General features: G+C 53.8%; 17 protein-coding genes. 8 read left to right on the top strand and 9 right to left on the bottom strand.

Features of this window, described 5'->3' with window-relative positions:
- Positions 1–167 precede the first annotated feature (167 nt).
- The gene (gene nadB / locus SD69_RS06730) at positions 168–1,799 is read left to right on the top strand and encodes an L-aspartate oxidase (RefSeq protein ID WP_041522599.1); all 1,632 of its coding nucleotides are present in this window, start codon (positions 168–170) and stop codon (positions 1,797–1,799) included.
- Here nadB and SD69_RS06725 read toward each other — a convergent pair.
- The 4 genes from SD69_RS06725 to SD69_RS06710 all read right to left on the bottom strand — a co-directional run bounded on the left by SD69_RS06725 (position 1,777) and on the right by SD69_RS06710 (position 5,174).
- Positions 1,777–2,184: a protein YgfX gene (locus SD69_RS06725; RefSeq protein ID WP_041522598.1), complete on the bottom strand. Its 408-nt coding sequence runs from the start codon at positions 2,182–2,184 to the stop codon at positions 1,777–1,779. The two genes, nadB and SD69_RS06725, sit on opposite strands and share 23 nt — an antisense overlap.
- Positions 2,185–2,215: 31 nt before the next feature.
- Complete coding sequence (locus SD69_RS06720) at positions 2,216–2,467, bottom strand: FAD assembly factor SdhE (RefSeq protein WP_198144065.1); 252 nt, start codon at positions 2,465–2,467, stop codon at positions 2,216–2,218.
- 150 nt (positions 2,468–2,617) lie between these two features.
- Positions 2,618–4,027 carry a DegQ family serine endoprotease gene (locus SD69_RS06715; protein WP_041522597.1) on the bottom strand — a complete coding sequence of 470 codons (1,410 nt, stop codon included), beginning with the start codon at positions 4,025–4,027 and terminating at the stop codon, positions 2,618–2,620.
- Between the two features lie 190 nt (positions 4,028–4,217).
- Positions 4,218–5,174, bottom strand: a complete 957-nt coding sequence (locus SD69_RS06710; protein ID WP_052480950.1) for a MotY family protein — start codon at positions 5,172–5,174, stop codon at positions 4,218–4,220.
- Between the two features lie 154 nt (positions 5,175–5,328).
- Here SD69_RS06710 and pyrC point away from each other — a divergent pair, with 154 nt between their 5' ends.
- On the top strand, positions 5,329–6,369 hold the full coding sequence (gene pyrC / locus SD69_RS06705) for a dihydroorotase (protein WP_041522596.1): 1,041 nt from the start codon (positions 5,329–5,331) through the stop codon (positions 6,367–6,369).
- Positions 6,370–6,487: 118 nt separating this feature from the next.
- The gene (gene rnt / locus SD69_RS06700; RefSeq protein ID WP_041524527.1) at positions 6,488–7,099 is read left to right on the top strand and encodes a ribonuclease T; all 612 of its coding nucleotides are present in this window, start codon (positions 6,488–6,490) and stop codon (positions 7,097–7,099) included.
- A gap of 2 nt (positions 7,100–7,101) precedes the next feature.
- On the opposite strand, the gene SD69_RS06695 is transcribed toward rnt, so the two are convergent.
- Positions 7,102–7,566 carry a MaoC family dehydratase gene (locus tag SD69_RS06695; protein ID WP_041522595.1) on the bottom strand — a complete coding sequence of 155 codons (465 nt, stop codon included), beginning with the start codon at positions 7,564–7,566 and terminating at the stop codon, positions 7,102–7,104.
- A 170-nt stretch (positions 7,567–7,736) separates the two neighbouring features.
- Here SD69_RS06695 and SD69_RS06690 point away from each other — a divergent pair, with 170 nt between their 5' ends.
- On the top strand, positions 7,737–8,555 hold the full coding sequence (locus SD69_RS06690; protein WP_041522594.1) for a universal stress protein: 819 nt from the start codon (positions 7,737–7,739) through the stop codon (positions 8,553–8,555).
- A 73-nt stretch (positions 8,556–8,628) separates the two neighbouring features.
- On the opposite strand, the gene SD69_RS06685 is transcribed toward SD69_RS06690, so the two are convergent.
- Entirely contained in the window at positions 8,629–9,267 is a 639-nt protein-coding gene (locus SD69_RS06685) for an RpiB/LacA/LacB family sugar-phosphate isomerase (protein ID WP_041522593.1), read from the bottom strand.
- A gap of 295 nt (positions 9,268–9,562) precedes the next feature.
- Here SD69_RS06685 and nagA point away from each other — a divergent pair, with 295 nt between their 5' ends.
- The 4 genes from nagA (at position 9,563) to SD69_RS06665 (ending at position 14,018) form a co-directional block, all read left to right on the top strand.
- Positions 9,563–10,726, top strand: a complete 1,164-nt coding sequence (gene nagA / locus SD69_RS06680; RefSeq protein ID WP_041522592.1) for an N-acetylglucosamine-6-phosphate deacetylase — start codon at positions 9,563–9,565, stop codon at positions 10,724–10,726.
- Positions 10,723–11,514, top strand: coding sequence for a glucosamine-6-phosphate deaminase (gene nagB / locus SD69_RS06675; protein WP_041522591.1), 792 nt, complete (start codon positions 10,723–10,725; stop codon positions 11,512–11,514). Before nagA ends, nagB begins: the two co-directional genes overlap by 4 nt.
- A 299-nt stretch (positions 11,515–11,813) precedes the next feature.
- Entirely contained in the window at positions 11,814–13,016 is a 1,203-nt protein-coding gene (locus tag SD69_RS06670) for a DUF5009 domain-containing protein (protein ID WP_041522590.1), read from the top strand.
- Positions 13,017–13,091: 75 nt separating this feature from the next.
- On the top strand, positions 13,092–14,018 hold the full coding sequence (locus tag SD69_RS06665) for a histone deacetylase family protein (protein ID WP_041522589.1): 927 nt from the start codon (positions 13,092–13,094) through the stop codon (positions 14,016–14,018).
- Positions 14,019–14,162: 144 nt separating this feature from the next.
- Here SD69_RS06665 and SD69_RS06660 read toward each other — a convergent pair whose 3' ends face one another.
- The 3 genes from SD69_RS06660 to SD69_RS06650 form a co-directional block, all read right to left on the bottom strand.
- Entirely contained in the window at positions 14,163–14,627 is a 465-nt protein-coding gene (locus SD69_RS06660; protein ID WP_041522588.1) for a DUF4265 domain-containing protein, read from the bottom strand.
- A 38-nt stretch (positions 14,628–14,665) separates the two neighbouring features.
- Positions 14,666–15,535 carry an HNH endonuclease gene (locus tag SD69_RS06655; protein WP_084591504.1) on the bottom strand — a complete coding sequence of 290 codons (870 nt, stop codon included), beginning with the start codon at positions 15,533–15,535 and terminating at the stop codon, positions 14,666–14,668.
- Between the two features lie 138 nt (positions 15,536–15,673).
- Positions 15,674–16,219 (bottom strand): DUF1444 family protein, encoded by a 546-nt coding sequence (locus SD69_RS06650; RefSeq protein ID WP_041522586.1) that lies wholly within the window; start codon positions 16,217–16,219, stop codon positions 15,674–15,676.
- Between the last annotated feature and the right edge of the window lie 22 nt (positions 16,220–16,241).

The raw sequence follows: 16,241 nt of genomic DNA, 5'->3' as shown, positions 1-16,241 counted from the left end.
GCCCAATAGACCAAAGGCCACTATAAGAAGTTCCGTGTTGATTATACGTGTTTATAACTGTGTACACTAACGCCACACCCTGATGCCGCCGGGTCGAAACCACAGACTCCCCCAAAACCCCCGCGGCCTTGATATACTGCCAGCCTTCTGGGAGCAAAGACCACACTATGAACCAACACTATAGTCACGATGTGCTTATCATCGGCTCGGGCGCGGCGGGGCTCACGCTGGCGCTGCAGCTAGCCGATCACGCCCGCGTAGCGGTACTGAGTAAAAGCGCTATTAACGAAGGCTCCACATGGTTTGCCCAAGGCGGCATAGCGGCGGTTCTGGATGATCAGGACTCAGTGGACGCCCACGTCGCCGACACATTGGTAGCGGGCTCGGGCCTATGCCATGAAGACGCCGTGCGCTTTACCGTCGAGCGCTCCCGGGGCGCCATCAAGTGGCTCATTAACCAAGGCGTCAACTTTACCCGCGAACAAGATTCCAGCGACTATCACCTAACCCAAGAGGGCGGCCACAGCCACCGGCGTATTATTCACAGCGCCGACGCTACCGGTCAGGCGGTGCACAGCACGCTCATTGACCGGGTGCGCAGCCACCCCTCGATTGAAATTTACGAGCACCATGTCGCGCTTAACCTGATCAGCCAGGCCGACGCCGACTCGCGCAAGCTGCGCTGCAGTGGCGCTTATGCCCTGTCGCGCAAAGCGGACCATGTGCACGTGTTTCAGGCCAAGGTTGTGGTGTTAGCCACCGGCGGCGCCAGTAAAGTGTACCTGTACACCAGCAACCCAGACAGCGCCAGTGGCGACGGCATCGCCATGGCGTGGCGCGCCGGCTGTCGGGTGGCCAACATGGAGTTTAACCAGTTTCACCCCACGTGCCTGTATCACCCCAAGGCAAAAACCTTTTTGATTACCGAGGCCCTGCGCGGCGAAGGCGCCTATTTAAGGCTGCCCAACGGCGAGCGCTTTATGCCACGGTTTGACGAGCGCGCCGAGCTCGCCCCTCGCGATATCGTCGCCCGCGCCATCGACCACGAGATCAAGCGCCTGGGCTGCGACTGTGTGTATCTCGACATCTCGCACAAATCCGAGGCGTTTATCGCCGAGCACTTCCCCACGGTCAAAGCCCGCTGTTTGGAATACGGCATCGACATCACCTGCGACCCGATCCCCGTCGTACCGGCCGCCCACTATACCTGTGGCGGCGTGGTGGTCGATCGCAACGGCCAAACCGACTTGCAAAACCTATACGCCATTGGCGAGACCTCGTTTACCGGCTTGCACGGAGCCAACCGCATGGCCTCTAACTCGCTGCTGGAGTGCATCGTGTACGCTCAGTCGGCGGCCGAGCATATTCTGCTAAAAATGGCCGATTTAAACGAGCCGGACCGCTCGCCCAACTGGGACGAAAGCCGGGTAACTAACTCTGACGAAGACGTGGTTATCTCGCACAACTGGGACGAGTTGCGACGTTTTATGTGGGATTATGTGGGCATTGTACGCACCCACAAAAGGCTAGAGCGCGCCACCCACCGCATTAAACTGCTGCAAAAAGAAATCGCCGAGTACTACAGCAACTACAAAGTCAGCGGCGATCTCATTGAGCTGCGCAATTTAACCACGGTAGCCGAGCTGATTATCCGCTCGGCCATGGAGCGCAAAGAGAGCCGGGGCCTACACTACTCGCTGGATCACCCGGAGCAGAGCCCCATTGCACGTGACACTATGCTAGTACCAACCAACTTTGCCGGACAAGATATTATTGTTAGCAAACGCACCGATGGGTAACCAACCACACCCGTAACTGGCGTAAATCCGCAGCGGGAGCACTGTCTGGGCACAAGGCCATATGATGTAAGCCGTTCTCGTCGGCAAAGCTCAAAAATACCACCGCACGCCAAAGCCTAACCCCACCGGCCAGCCGGGCCGGTGTTAGCTCGCTGCCCACCCGAGCTATCCACCAGCCGTCGGCATCGTACTGGATGCGCCAATGCTGGGCGCGCTGCCAACGCAACCGGGCTAACAACAGTAAGCCTACCAACCCACTTACCGCCAACGCCAAAGCACCATAACCACCGCCCCGGCTTGTTAACCCGAGAAATAAAAGTATTAGCGTGCCGTAAGTGGCAAGGTAAAAGTAACGCAGGTAGCGTGACGGGCTGACAACCAGCACACGTGGTTCAGCCCGCCGTAAAGCGGGGCGATTAGGCGTCGTCGGGCATACCGGTGTTGTCGCGAACAATTTGAACAATCCTTTGCAGCTCGGGGTTTTCGGGCTCGTGGCGGTGTAGCAACCAGGCGAACATATCCTGATCTTCACATTCTAGCAGCTGCTGGTAACGTAGCTTGTCTTCGGGCTCCAGGCTCGGGTACACATTTTCTAAAAACGGCAGCAGAATTAAATCCAACTCCAGCATGCCCCGTCGGCTGCCCCAAAATAAGCGATTGCGCTCCACGTATTGACCTCGTCTCAATTCGATCATCGATTGTTGCGCGCAGTATACCCCAGAGCCACGCTCGCCCACAGGGCATACCGGCTATCGATAGAGAAAAAAGAGGCAGCCTAAGCTGCCTCTTTTTAATTACAACATTTATTCAAACAACCGTTACTCGTCGGTCTCGATTTTAATGGTGCGAATCATCGACTGACCACGGCGGTAAAAGCGAATGGGCACCAGCTTGTCTTCATCCAGCTTCTTCACCAAATCGCGGTACTCATCCAGGCTTTGCACTTCATCGTAGCCTAGCTGAACAACCACATCGCCAGGGCGTAACCCCGTGGCCGCCGCTGCCGAGTTAGGCTCTACCTGACGTACCAAAACCCCGCCGTCCAGATTGGAGCGCTCGCGGTATTGTTCGGATAGATCCTCGAGCTTAAGGCCCAAACGATCCACACCGCTGACATTACTGTCGCGTCCGCCCATGCTGGCAACGGCCTCAGGGTCGCTTTCGCGCTCGCCCAACGTGACATCCAAGGTTTTTCTTTTGCCGCCACGCATAACGGTTAGCTCAAGCTCACTGCCCGGCGCCATACGCCCCACCAATTGTGGCAGTACCCCCGAGTCCAGCACTTCCGCGCCGTTAAAAGCAACAATAATATCACTTGGCTTAATACCCGCTTCCTCCGCCGGGCTGCCTGGCTCTACATCATTCACCAGGGCACCGATCGGCTTGCTCAGGCCAAACGAGATGGCCACATCGCGGCTCACATCGGTAATAGCCACGCCTAACCAACCGCGCTGCACCGAGCCGTTATCCATTAACTGGGCAACCACCTCGGAGGCCACATCGGCGGGAATCGAAAACGACAAACCGTTTGAGCCACCGGAGCGGCTGTATATTTGTGAATTAATCCCTACCACTTCACCTTTTAGGTTAAACAGTGGGCCGCCAGAGTTGCCTGGGTTAATCGCCACATCGGTTTGAATAAAAGGAACATATTGACTGTCGTTGGCGTGTATCGAGCGGCCCATGGCGCTGACAATGCCTGCACTCGCCGAGTAATCCAACCCAAAAGGTGAGCCAATCGCCACCACCCACTGGCCAACTTTTAAGTCGTCATTTGTGGCCAGGCTCAAGGTCGGAAGATCTTCTGCCTCCACTTTAAGCAGCGCTAAATCCGACAATGGATCGACCCCGATCACCTTAGCCAGCAGTTCGCGCTTATCAAACAAGCGCACATTAATTTCATCGGCCGAATCCACCACATGGTTGTTGGTCAGAATATAACCATCCTCACTGATGATAAAGCCGGAGCCCATAGACTGTGCCTGACGATCACGCGGGCTGGGCTGGGGAAACAAATGGCGGTATGCCTCAGGAAGATCCTGCAGCTGATCGAGACTTGGACCACCACTGCTAACCGTTTTACTGGTGGTGATTTTCACCACGGCCGGGGCGCTCTTTTCGATTAAATCGGTAAACTCCGGCAATGCGGCCGCGCGTGCTGTAAGCGCCACCATGGACAACATCAGTACCGCCATTAATGCGCGGGCATTTAATACTACTTGCTGCATTTACGTATCACCTCTGTGCTTACTATTGCGAACTGCCTGCTGGCAGCCAATCGATCAGCAGCCGCCCTGCGGGGCGCGGCCGACTTACGTTACGGGCGTTTGGACACACACAGGAGGCAAAGATTCCGGGGGCGTTAAAAAATTACCCGGATTAAAGTCGTGCGAAATAACAGGGGACGGATACGGCGAGTTACGACTGCGACGACTCGGATTCGTCTTGGGATGGCTCCGATACAGGCTCTTGGCGGCGCGCCTCCAACGTTTGGCCTTTAGGCTCAAACCGATCAATTCGTAAGGTCACCCGGCGGTTCTCTGCGCGACCTTCTGCCGTACGGTTGGAGCCGATAGGGTAACGCTCGCCGTGCCAACGTACCTGCACCATATCTTCCGTCACCCCACGCTCTTTGAGGTAGGCGGCGACAAACTCGGCGCGTTTTTTAGACAGCTCTAAATTATCGGCGCGCAAGCCCTGGCCATCGGTATGGCCGTCGATCACCACAGTGGTGACATACTCATCGGCCAAGATATACTGAATAATATTATCCAGCAGCGGCTGCTGATCGGGCTCAAACTCCGGCGCACCGCCCACAAACGCAACACTGCTGCGGCGCACCTGATCGTAGTTAACCGGTAGCAAACCACCCAGGCACTGCTGAAACTCTTCAAACGCCAAACGGAACCGAATGGGCTCTAACACGACATTCACCGGGGTGGCCTCTTCGTACCAGGCGTAGTGGGCAAACATGAGTTGCTGCCCCTGTTGTAGTTCGCCAATAAGTCGCTGAGACTCGAGCCAATCCATACGAATAGGTTCGTCGCCCGACACCACCGGCACCGAGTCCAGCTGGCGCTGTACACCACTGCCCTCCCAGCGCGGCGCCTGGGCCAACAACTGCGCCTCGCCTCCGGCAAACTGACGGTTTTGCTCGCGCAGGTAAAAACGCTGAGGCTCACCGGCACGGCGTAAAAACACCGCCTCGCCATAGCGATTAAGCGGCTGATAGAGCTTACAGGCAAACGCGCTGGCATCAACCTGCCAGCGGCTCAGCTCCATAGGCGCCTCAAAGGTAATGGCGAGCGCCGCTGGCGCCAGCGCCAATAGCGCGGCGAGCGAGACAAACCGCTGTCGGGCCTTACACAACACCATTAGCTCATCACCTCAAATCTCCACCCTTACAATCGCCCGCCAAACAACGGTCGCACTCTAAACACCAAGTCTGTAGGGGGTATCGGCCCAAGACGGCTGCGCTTTAGCGGCATTTTTGCTAGGATGCGAGCCTTTACCGACAAAAGCTCACACCATGACCCAAGAATTGACGATTACTCGCCCCGACGACTGGCACATTCACCTGCGCGATGGTGACTCGCTGGCCCGGACCGTGCCCGATGCTGCACGGCAATTTGCCCGCACCATTGTCATGCCAAACCTGGTACCGCCGGTACTGCATGCCTCTCAGGCAATGGCCTACCGCGAGCGCATTCTTGCACACGCGCCCAGCGGCGTTAAGTTTGAGCCTCTGATGGTGCTCTACCTAACCGATAACACCAGCGCCGAGGATATCCGCGCCGCACGCGCTGCCGGCGTGGTAGCCGGCAAGCTCTACCCGGCGGGTGCCACCACCAACTCCGACTCGGGGGTGACCGACCTTGCGCGCTTGTACCCGGCGCTGGAGGCCATGCAAGAGGAAGGGGTTTACCTGCTAATTCACGGCGAGGTTACCGACTCGAGCATCGATATTTTTGATCGTGAAAAAACCTTTCTCGAGCGCTCGCTAAGCAAAGTTGTGGATGATTTTCCCGAGCTGAAAATCGTGCTGGAGCACATCACAACCCGCGACGCTGCCGAGTTTGTAAAAGCCGCCCGCCCCACCGTTGGGGCGACCATTACCGCTCACCACCTGCTTTACAACCGCAACCACATGCTCGCAGGCGGTATTCGGCCACACTACTATTGCCTACCGATCCTGAAGCGCCAAAGCCACCAAGAGGCTTTAATGGCGGCCGCTATCAGTGGCAACCCCAAGTTCTTTTTAGGCACCGACTCGGCACCACACGCCAAAAGTAAAAAAGAAGCGGCCTGTGGCTGCGCTGGCAGTTACACCGCCTACAGCGCCATCGAACTTTACGCCGAGGCCTTTGACGCCGCCGGAGCGCTGGATAAGCTCGAAGGCTTTGCCAGCCACTTTGGCGCCGACTTTTATGGATTGCCGCGTAACCAACAGACAATTACGCTGGTAAAACAGCCGTGGCAACTACCCGCCACGCTGCCATACTTAGATGAAAATATTGTCCCACTGTGCGCCAGTGAAACCCTTAACTGGCAGATCAAATCCAGCCAGTAAACACCCCTGGTGTGCTCAGCGCACCAGAGCTTTAATCCTGACACGAACCAGAGCCTATATTTAAGGAAGCCAAGTGAACCCCACGCCCCCCGAGTTTGACCGAGACACCAGCTCGCCTATGGCCCAGCGCTTTCGCGGTTTTTTACCCGTGGTAGTCGATGTGGAAACCGGGGGCTTTAACAGTGGCCGCGATGCGCTACTGGAGGTGGCCGCAGTCACCCTAACCATGGACGACAATGGCCTGCTGCTGCCGGACCAAACCCTCGCCTATCATATCGAGCCGTTTGATGGCGCCAATATCGAGCAGTCGGCACTCGACTTCACGGGGATCGACTTAGACAGCCCCGACCGTTTTGCTGACCCGGAACCCATGGCCATGATAGAGCTGCTACAAGGGGTAAGGCGCGCGGTAAAAGAGCAGGGCTGCACCCGCGCGGTGATGGTGGGCCATAACGCTCACTTCGATCTGGGGTTTATCAATGCCGCGATCAACCGCTGCGAAATCAAGCGCAATCCTTTTCATCCGTTTTCATGCTTTGATACCGCAACACTATCGGGCCTGGCTTTCGGTCACACGGTGTTGGCCAAAACCTGTCAGCTGGCCGGTATCGAGTTCAGCAATAGCGCCGCGCATTCCGCCGCCTACGATGCCGAAAAAACGGCCGAGCTGTTTTGCCTAATTGTTAATCGCTGGCAAGAGCTGGGCGGCTGGATGCCATCCGAAGCCTAAAGTTAAAGCTGCGAAAGCTCCGGCGCATCGATGCGGCCGCTCGCCGCCGGTGCAATCACCTCGGCCTCTCCGCGCGCCAGTAGCGTACCTTGCTGGTTGTGTACTTTACAGTCGATCACCACCAGGCGCATGCGCGCCTTAAGCTCTTTAACCGTCAAGGTCACCACCGCCGTATCCCCCACTTTAATGGGCTGCTTAAATTGCAGCTGCTGAGCGCGATACACAGAGCCGGGCCCGGGTAACCGGGTCGCAATAGCCGCCGAAACCAGCGCGCCCAGCCACATTCCATGACCAATAGGCTCGCCAAACACCGTACCGGCAGCGTACTCGGCGTCTAAATGTACTGGGTTTACATCGCCGCTGACAACGGCAAACTGACGAATCACCTCGGCGGTTAAGGTGCGCTCAAAGGTTTCTTCCTGCCCTAAGCTCAACTCATCAAAACCGGTAGAAATCAATTGCGGCATACGCCCACTCCTAAATAGTCAACATAACTTAGCCATTGTACCGTAACTTGGGAGGTACGCCGCTATTCACGCGCCGACCAACTTGCTATGCTTGGCCACTGACAACGCGCCACTAATGCGCGATAATCAATAACAAATGGTACGATCAAAGGGAAACAGTAGGAGAACCCATGTCCAAGCAGCAAATAATGTTTGTAGTAGTGGATCCCAACGACGAGCAACACGTCGCTCTGGAGCGTGTCGCACTGACATCACAACTGCAAGAGGTTAAGCCCTTTGTCCATGTGTTTGTCGCTGTCGATGGCGACGCGGTAGACACGCGCGCCTACAATGCCAACCTGGTACGCGATCAGGGCTGGTTTGAAGAACAAATTCGCAGTGTTCTTAACAACGCCGGTGTGGAACACTTAATCGAGGTTTCTTGGTCATCTGAGTGGCAAGAGTCGATTATGCAATCCGCTAAGCGCGCCAACGCCAACCTAATTTATATTCCGGTGCACGCCAAAACCGCCAGCCGTCGCTTCTTCTTTACCGAGTCTAAGTGGGAGCTGTTAAAAGGCGCCGCCTGCCCGGTAGTGTTGATTCGCCCAAGTGCTCACACGGCCCGTAAAAAGATTCTGGCTGCGGTTAACTTTCAGGCAGTACGCGATGTGCAAATCGAGCTCAACGAGAAAATTTTGGCCGCTGCCCGCCACTTTTGCGAGGTGTACAACGCCGAGCTGCACGTGGTGAATGGCTACATGGACTCCTTGAATTACCCCGATCGCGGCCGCTTGGCCAACGAGACCGGTGTGCCTACTGAGCGAATTCACGTAGACAACGGCTACACCTCGGACGTGGTGTCTAAAGTTGCCGAAGATCTGAGTGCCGACCTGGTGGTCATGGGGACCCTGGGACAAAATGGCATGACAAAAMCCCGCCGCGGCAATACCGCTGAGCGCTTGATCGACGCCCTGGATACAGACGTTATGGTGATTAACCACGGTTAATCATTCGGCGGCACCCGAGACACAAAAAAAGCCCAGCATAAGCTGGGCTTTTTTTATGGGCGGTAACGCCAGCTTAAGCGGCCAACACCTCGCGCACAAACGCTTCAATTTCGGCGTCCTGACAGTTATCAAAAAAGCACTGCTGAAAGCGCTCGCCGCCAACGGCGGTTTTCACAAGCTCAGGGTCGATTGTCCGCAGGCCGTCCAAAAAGCTCTTGCCGGTCGCCTCTTTAATGCCGTTTAAGATTCCGGCGTTAGCCACTTGCGACTCACGACGCTCTGGCGGGTAACCCTGCCCCGTTACACCGGTAAACGCCTTTTCAAAAATGTAACGCACATTGAGCTCGGCGCCCCAGCCAAAGCCCTTGGCAAAAGGCAGCGCCAGCGCATTACCGTTATTAATTTGCGCAAACAAATAGGCATCGGCCGGGTCGATGCAGTAGCCGCAGTATACGCCTGGGTAAGCGTTCAACGACATCAAGGCGCCCTGCCCGGTACCGCAACCGCTCACCACAAAATCAACGGCTTTAGAGTTAAGCAGTAAGCCGGCAATAATGCCCAAGTGAATATAAGTCAGGCGGTGATCATTGTCGCCCGACATACCCACGTTAAAGACACTGTGACCTTGCTCTGCCGAGACGTCTTCCAGCTCTTTAAGGATAATGGGGTTTTTGCCGGCCTGGCTGAATTCGTTCATCAGTGCAATTTTCATGATAGGACTCTCTGAATAGTGGACATCTGACACTCTGGCATACCGTGTATGACTCAGAGCCTCGACCCGCATGGGTAAAGCGTTAATGGCGCCAGTCTAGCCGCCACACCCTATTTGGTCAACCCATCTGGTCATACCAATCATACTGGATGACCTCCGCTCCCTCAGCACTGAGTGAAAATCGCCACTATGGATTGCAACTCAGGCCTAAAACGATCAATAATAGGGCAAAGAGCAAGCCCTAAGGTAGCGCATACGCCGCCCTTGTTTACCACCAAAAAAGGTAAATATTGTTATGAAACAAGCACTTGTAGGCGCCAAAATATTTACAGGCGACAAGTTTATCGACAATCAGGCACTGATTATCGACGGCGAAAAGCTGGTTTTAATGGCCGAAAATGACAACGTTGTCCAAGAGTGTGAGATTATTAATCTCAACGGAGGCATTCTCGCCCCGGGGTTTATCGACCTGCAGGTTAACGGCGGAGGGGGCGCGTTCTTTACCAATGATACCAGCGTAAGCGCGCTGCAGACTATGCTTAATGGCCATCGCCCCACGGGCACAACCAGCATGCTGCCCACGCTGATTAGCGATACCCGCGACACCCATCAGGCGGGCGTTAGCGCCGTGCGCGATGCGGTAGCTCAAGGCATGCACGGCGTGCTGGGTATTCATATCGAGGGGCCGTTTTTTGATATGGAAAAACGCGGTGCCCACAATGCCCGCTATATCCGCGAGATGGAGCCAGCCGACACCGCCTGGCTAACCGAGATCGACGGCAACTTTAAAACCATGATTACACTGGCACCCGAGCACGCTCATCCGGGCCAGATTAAAACCTTGGTCGATGCCGGTTTAATCGTCTGCGCGGGCCACACCAACGCCCAGTACGAACAAGTGATGGCGGGTATTGAGGAGGGTATTAGCGGCTTTACCCACTTATACAACGCCATGCGCCCGCTAACCGGTCGCGAGCCCGGCGTAGTCGGCGCGGCACTCGACAGCGACGACACCTGGTGCGCCATTATTTGCGACAACCATCATGTTCACCCTGGGGCGGTACGAGCGGCACGCAACGCCAAGCCCACCGGCAAACTGTATTTAGTCACCGATGCGATGTCCACGGTAGGTAGTGAACAAAAATCCTTCGAGATCTACGGCGAAACTATCTACGAGCAAAACGGTGCATTGGTAAATGCCGAGGGCCGGCTCGCCGGCAGTGCGATTGGCATGATCGACGCCGTGCGCATTTGCCATCAGGACGTTGGCGTCGAGCTGGGCGAGTGCCTGCGCATGGCCTCGCTCTACCCGGCGCAGTATTTACAGCTAGACAACTTACTCGGTCACATTGCCACCGGCATGCGTGCCGATCTGGTGCACTTTGAGAGTGATTTTAACGTGCGCAACACCTGGGTTKCCGGGGCTCATCAATCTCATAATTCTGTGGAGTCAACATGAAAGTCGTCATATTAAAAGATGCCGCCGCCGTAGCCGCCTACGGCGCCGATATTTTTAGCAAACAACTCGCACAAAAGCCCGATTCAGTGTTGGGGCTGGCAACGGGCTCGACCCCGGTTGCACTTTATAAAGAGCTGATTGCCCGCAATCAGGCCGGCAAGGTGAGCTTTGCCAAGACCCGCAGCTTTAATCTGGACGAGTACCTCGGCCTTGCCGACGATCACCCGCAAAGCTATCGCCACTTTATGAACGTCAACCTGTTCGATCACGTAGATATCGACAAAGCCAACACCTGCGTACCACCGGGTAACGCCAAAGATCCGCGTGCCGCCTGCGAGCAGTACGAGCAAGATATTAAAAAAGCCGGTGGCATTGACGTACAGCTGCTGGGCATTGGCCGCAACGGTCATATTGGCTTTAACGAGCCGTCGTCGTCACTGGCCTCGCGTACGCGCATTAAAACGCTCACCAAAGAAACCATCGATGACAACTCGCGCTTTTTTGGCCCCGACGAGTACCAGCCGCAACTGTCCATCACCATGGGCATCGGCACTATTTTAGAGTCGAAAAAAGCGGTGCTGCTCGCCACCGGCGAAGCCAAAGCCGAGGCCATTAAAGCCACGGTCGAGGGGCCACTCACCGCCGCTTGCCCCGCGTCGGCTTTGCAAATGCATCCGGACGCCGTGATTATTATTGATGAGGCTGCCGCCTCGCTGCTGGGCGATACCGACTTTTACAAACACATCGAGACCGAAAACCAAAAGCTCGAGCAACTGTTGGGCCGTTAACTCGGCCCTTAGATGCAGCCCGCTCCATAAAAGCCGACGGGCGAACAGCGAAAGGTTCGCCAGCGTGCAATTCATTCGCATAAAAGGCTGTTGAAAAACGTTTTCGAGGCAGACAATACAAGGCAACATTGGGCGAAAAAGCGGACGCCTACAAGGATGTAGGTGTTCGAGCGACGCAGGAAGCCAAAGCCGAGCTTATAGTCGATAAATGAGCATTTTGAGCCTGATTTTAACGCTGCCGTGACCACGCAGATAGTTTTTCTACAGCCTGTTAAATACTTACAATAATAGGGGCTACTATGAATCAACTGGCTATTGCCGCCAAGCGAGTACTGGCGATCGATGTGTTTCGCGGCATCACCATTCTGACCATGGTGTTTGTCAACGAGCTGGCGGGCGTTAGCAATGTGCCCGGCTGGATGAAGCACTTACCCGCCGATGTCGACGGTATGACGTTTGTCGATTTAGTGTTCCCCGCCTTTTTGTTTATTGTGGGTATGTCCATCCCCTTTGCCAGTGCCGCGCGCTTAAACAAGGGCGCCACCTTACCCGGAATTTTTAATCACGTACTCATTCGCAGCTTAAGCTTAATGATTATTGGCGTGTTCATGGTGAACAGCGAGGCGGGCTTTAATCAATCGGCCATGGCACTACCAATGCCAGCCTGGACACTGTTGATGTACGCCGCCGTACTGTTAATTTGGTGTCAGTACCCCAGGCATGCCGGTCGGTTTACCAGCACCGCTGCCAAACTTATGGGCGTGGCGTTACTGATAATGCTCTGGGCTCTGTACCGCAGCAGCGGTGGCGGTGGTATGTCACCCCAGTGGTGGGGCATATTGGGGTTAATCGGCTGGGCTTATTTGCTGGCCAGCGCCGTTTACCTATTGGCTCTTAACGCAACCAGCGCAGCCTTTCACGTCGCTATTTTAGCCGGCGCGACTATCGCCTTTATCGGCCTATTCTTTCTTTTAGGGACCATCAATAGCGATTCAGCGGTACTTGGCTTTGTGATTGAAAACAACCGCAACCACACACACGCCGCTATCGTGTTGGCCGGCGCGCTGCTGTCCACACTGTTTTATAACGCTCAGCTTAGTGCGTTAAAACTGCGCAGCGCGGTGACATTCAGTATCGTTAGCGGGCTTTTGGCGCTCGCCAGCTGGCAGGTTTCGCCTATCTCAAAAATTTGGGCCACGCCGAGCTGGGCGCTGTTCAGTATTTTCTTTTGCAGTGTTATATTTGCGGCCACTTACTGGATGGTCGATGTGCGCGGCCGCACTCGCTGGTGCCAACTGTTTGCACCGGCGGCGGCAAACCCGCTACTGGTGTACATCCTGCCATACATTCTGATTGCCGCGGCAAGCCTGGCGGGGGTTCACTATCGCCCAGCCTTTTTCGACAGCGGCCTGGCCGGTATCAGTTGGTCACTCGCTTTTGCGTTTGTCATGATGGGCATCACCGCCCTACTCACCCGGGCAGGCATAAAGCTCAAACTCTAAACATTCAAACCCGGTTAGCGGCGCCCTCAAATCCGCCGCTAACCCCGTCTTTAAAAATGTGCAACAATAATAATTATGACCGCAATCATTATCAGCCACCCCGCCTGCCTAGAGCACCTGATGCCCGACGGCCACCCCGAGTGCCCCGAGCGCTTAGAGGCTATTCACAACCAACTGTTTAGCAGCGGGTTGGGTTTTGTACTGGGCGAACGAGACGCCATAGAGGTCACCGACGCACAGCTAGCCCGCGTGCACGACCAACAATATTTGCTCTGGTTAAAAAAACATTTACCTGCTGAGCGCAGCATCAGCCTGGGCGATGACATCTTTTTAAGTCCGCAAAGTTTAGTGGCTGCACGCTACGCCGCCGGCAGTGGCGCCCAGGGTGTCGACTTAGTCATGCAGGGCACCACCAAAGTGGTGTTTTGCAATGTACGCCCGCCCGGCCATCACGCCGAGCGCGCCCGCGCCATGGGTTTTTGTCTGTACAACAACATTGCCGTCGCCGCCTATCACGCGCTGGACGCTTACGGGTTAAAGCGCATTGCCATCATCGACTTTGATGTGCACCACGGCAACGGCACACAGGACATCTTCCTCGATGAACCCCGGGTACTGTTTTGCTCAAGCTTTCAGTACCCGTTTTACCCAGACACCGACATTGATGTAAATCGCCCCAACATCGTCAACGTACCGCTGCCGGCCACAACCAAAGGCCCGGAGTTTCAACAAGCCATTAGCGAACACTGGCTACCGGCGCTAGAAGGCTTCGCCCCAGAGTTAATTTTGGTTTCGGCGGGGTTTGATGCTCATTTGCTGGATGATATGTCGTCGATCAGCTTAACCGAGCAAGACTACCAATGGGTCAGCGAAAAACTGCGCGCCTATGTGGACGAGCACGAGCAGTGCCACGGTATCGTCTCGATGCTAGAGGGTGGTTACGATTTGCCCGCGCTGGGGCGCAGTGTAGTGGCGCATGTTAAGGCTATGGCGAAGTTGTGAGTGCGGTACGGGGTACGGGGTACGGGGTACGGGGTACGGGGTACGGGGTACGGGGTACGGGGTACAATAAAAAGCTTGGGATAAAGCGTAAAAAATAATACGCTGATTTAAGCTTTATTTTTACCACAGTCGCTTGTTAGCTGCTTACTCGGCGTCGAAGCCGAAGCCCTCCCTTGCCTCGCAGGTTTCATAGGACAATATACCTTCATTTTCCCATTTATAAAGGACATCACAGACTGCACCGTAATCACCCTCCGGCTCAATATCTATTGCGAACAGAGTTCCATCTGCATTTTCATTGTATGCCTTTAACTCATTAAGAGTGGATAACTTTGCCGAACGCTCTTCGGCGGATGCGTCATCAAGAAAGATAACGCGAAGTGTTTTATGCCCGCAATACTTATGCACATTTTGAATTGAAGGCGTTAGCTCTTCCGAGTCCGACTCCGCATACACAATGTCGTAAAAGTTAATGCCATATGCATGAAATGGAGTGTTGCGCATCCGATATAGGTTATTATCGAGATTTTCAGCCCAAAATGACTCTCCAGCCACTTCATTGTTTCCTGGTATATCGAGATGAATTTTTGTTAACTTTTCGTCGGTCATAAGTTTATTTTCAGCTAACGCCCAAAGCAGCGGCGCGTTTACGCGTCCGGCTGACTTTGCTTGTTAGCTCTTTGCTTACTTAAGTCACCAATATCCCAAGGTGAGGCATTGCCAGGAACTTGCTCAAATATAAAGCCAAATCTTTGTTGGGCCCACACTACGAAAACGCCTTCAGATTGGCCACACTCAGGGCAATGTAAATCTTTTGCTCTATGAGAGTCAGGATTCCAAGAATGTATAGTGGAATGCAGACTACATTTTAAACACTTAACCTTCTTTTCAATGAATTTCGCAGTGGTTTTCACAAGCTCTTGTACATGCGATATCCCGGAGTCAGATATTTCTGCATAGTCACCCCCGACAGTCACATAGCCTTTGTTTAACAACTCAAGTATTTCTTTTGGGAATTGTTCTTTTTCATCCGCCTTCAAGAAAAAGTTTTGACCACCTACAGCTATATGAAAAGAATGCTCAAATTTTTGGACTTTTAATTTATCTTCTTCACATGCAGCTGCCAGTAAGAGTTCGGCAGCTGTTTCCGATAACTTTGTATCTTCGTTCTGAGCCTTAAGTGTCGCCATTATCGTCACAGATAACGCATGCATTTCTCCGCTAGTAACTTGTGCTTGTGCAGGAAGTTTCCCTTTCGCGACCATGTCGTAAACTTCATCTCTATGACCTTTAAGCTCATTAGAAGAGAAATTTTTTGTCATATGCGTTTTCGTATGAATTGTCGAATGGCAACCGATACAAACAGGCAAAAGATTGTCTTCATCATGCGTGCCGCCATCACATTGTTCGATAATGTGGTGCACTTGAATTTGTAAAGGTGAAAACCTTCTACAAATACTGCAATGTCGTGCACACTTCACTAGAACACTAGCGACTGTTTTTTCAGGAATAGACATTAATACTCCTTTGTCTGATTAATCCGATTGAGAGCTAACGCCGCGGTAAGCTGCGGCTATGTAGTTGATTGTGTTGTGGCAGCGTAGCGACCGACACATAAACAAGCGACGGAATAGCCGTCAGGCTTGACCGCCTTGTTAGGCATTTTTGTATGGAACCCATTTTTTCCCACTTTGGTGATATAAACTATTACTTAGTAGATGGTCTCCATCTGGCCAAATGCTCCCAATAATTGAAATTAGCTTTTCTATTCCTGATTCATCGCGTTTATCGGACACGACCAGAATATCCCGTGCGGGTATTGCGGCCACATAACCATTGGGGCAGTATTCAACCAGCCAGTCACTCCATATCTCTGAAACAAGTAGTAAACTAGCTTCAAAATCGCCGCTTCCAGAAAAATAGAGAAGCCCTTCATTCTGGGTTATTTTAATTTTCTCTGCGACCGCCCTTAAATTTCTTATTCCAATATCAAACAGTTCATCGTCACTCAAATTTGAATCTTTAAAGTGCTTCTCCTGCATGACTGTATAGTGATCACCACAATCGCAGAGGAAAAACACTGAAAAATCATCGCTGTAATCAAGACAGTACAGAGCATCTTCTTTATCGAGCTCCATATCTAACTTTACATCACTGTAAAAAGTCTGTTTGAAATATGCGATTGAGTTTTCGATATTCATCCTGATGCCTAACGCCGCGCTC

The sequence above is a fragment of the Gilvimarinus agarilyticus genome, from assembly GCF_000832015.1.
In the GTDB taxonomy this organism is placed as follows: Bacteria; Pseudomonadota; Gammaproteobacteria; order Pseudomonadales; family Cellvibrionaceae; genus Gilvimarinus; species Gilvimarinus agarilyticus.
The sequence above is the reverse complement of the archived record's forward strand: the minus strand, read 5'-3'. Positions and strand labels throughout refer to the sequence as shown.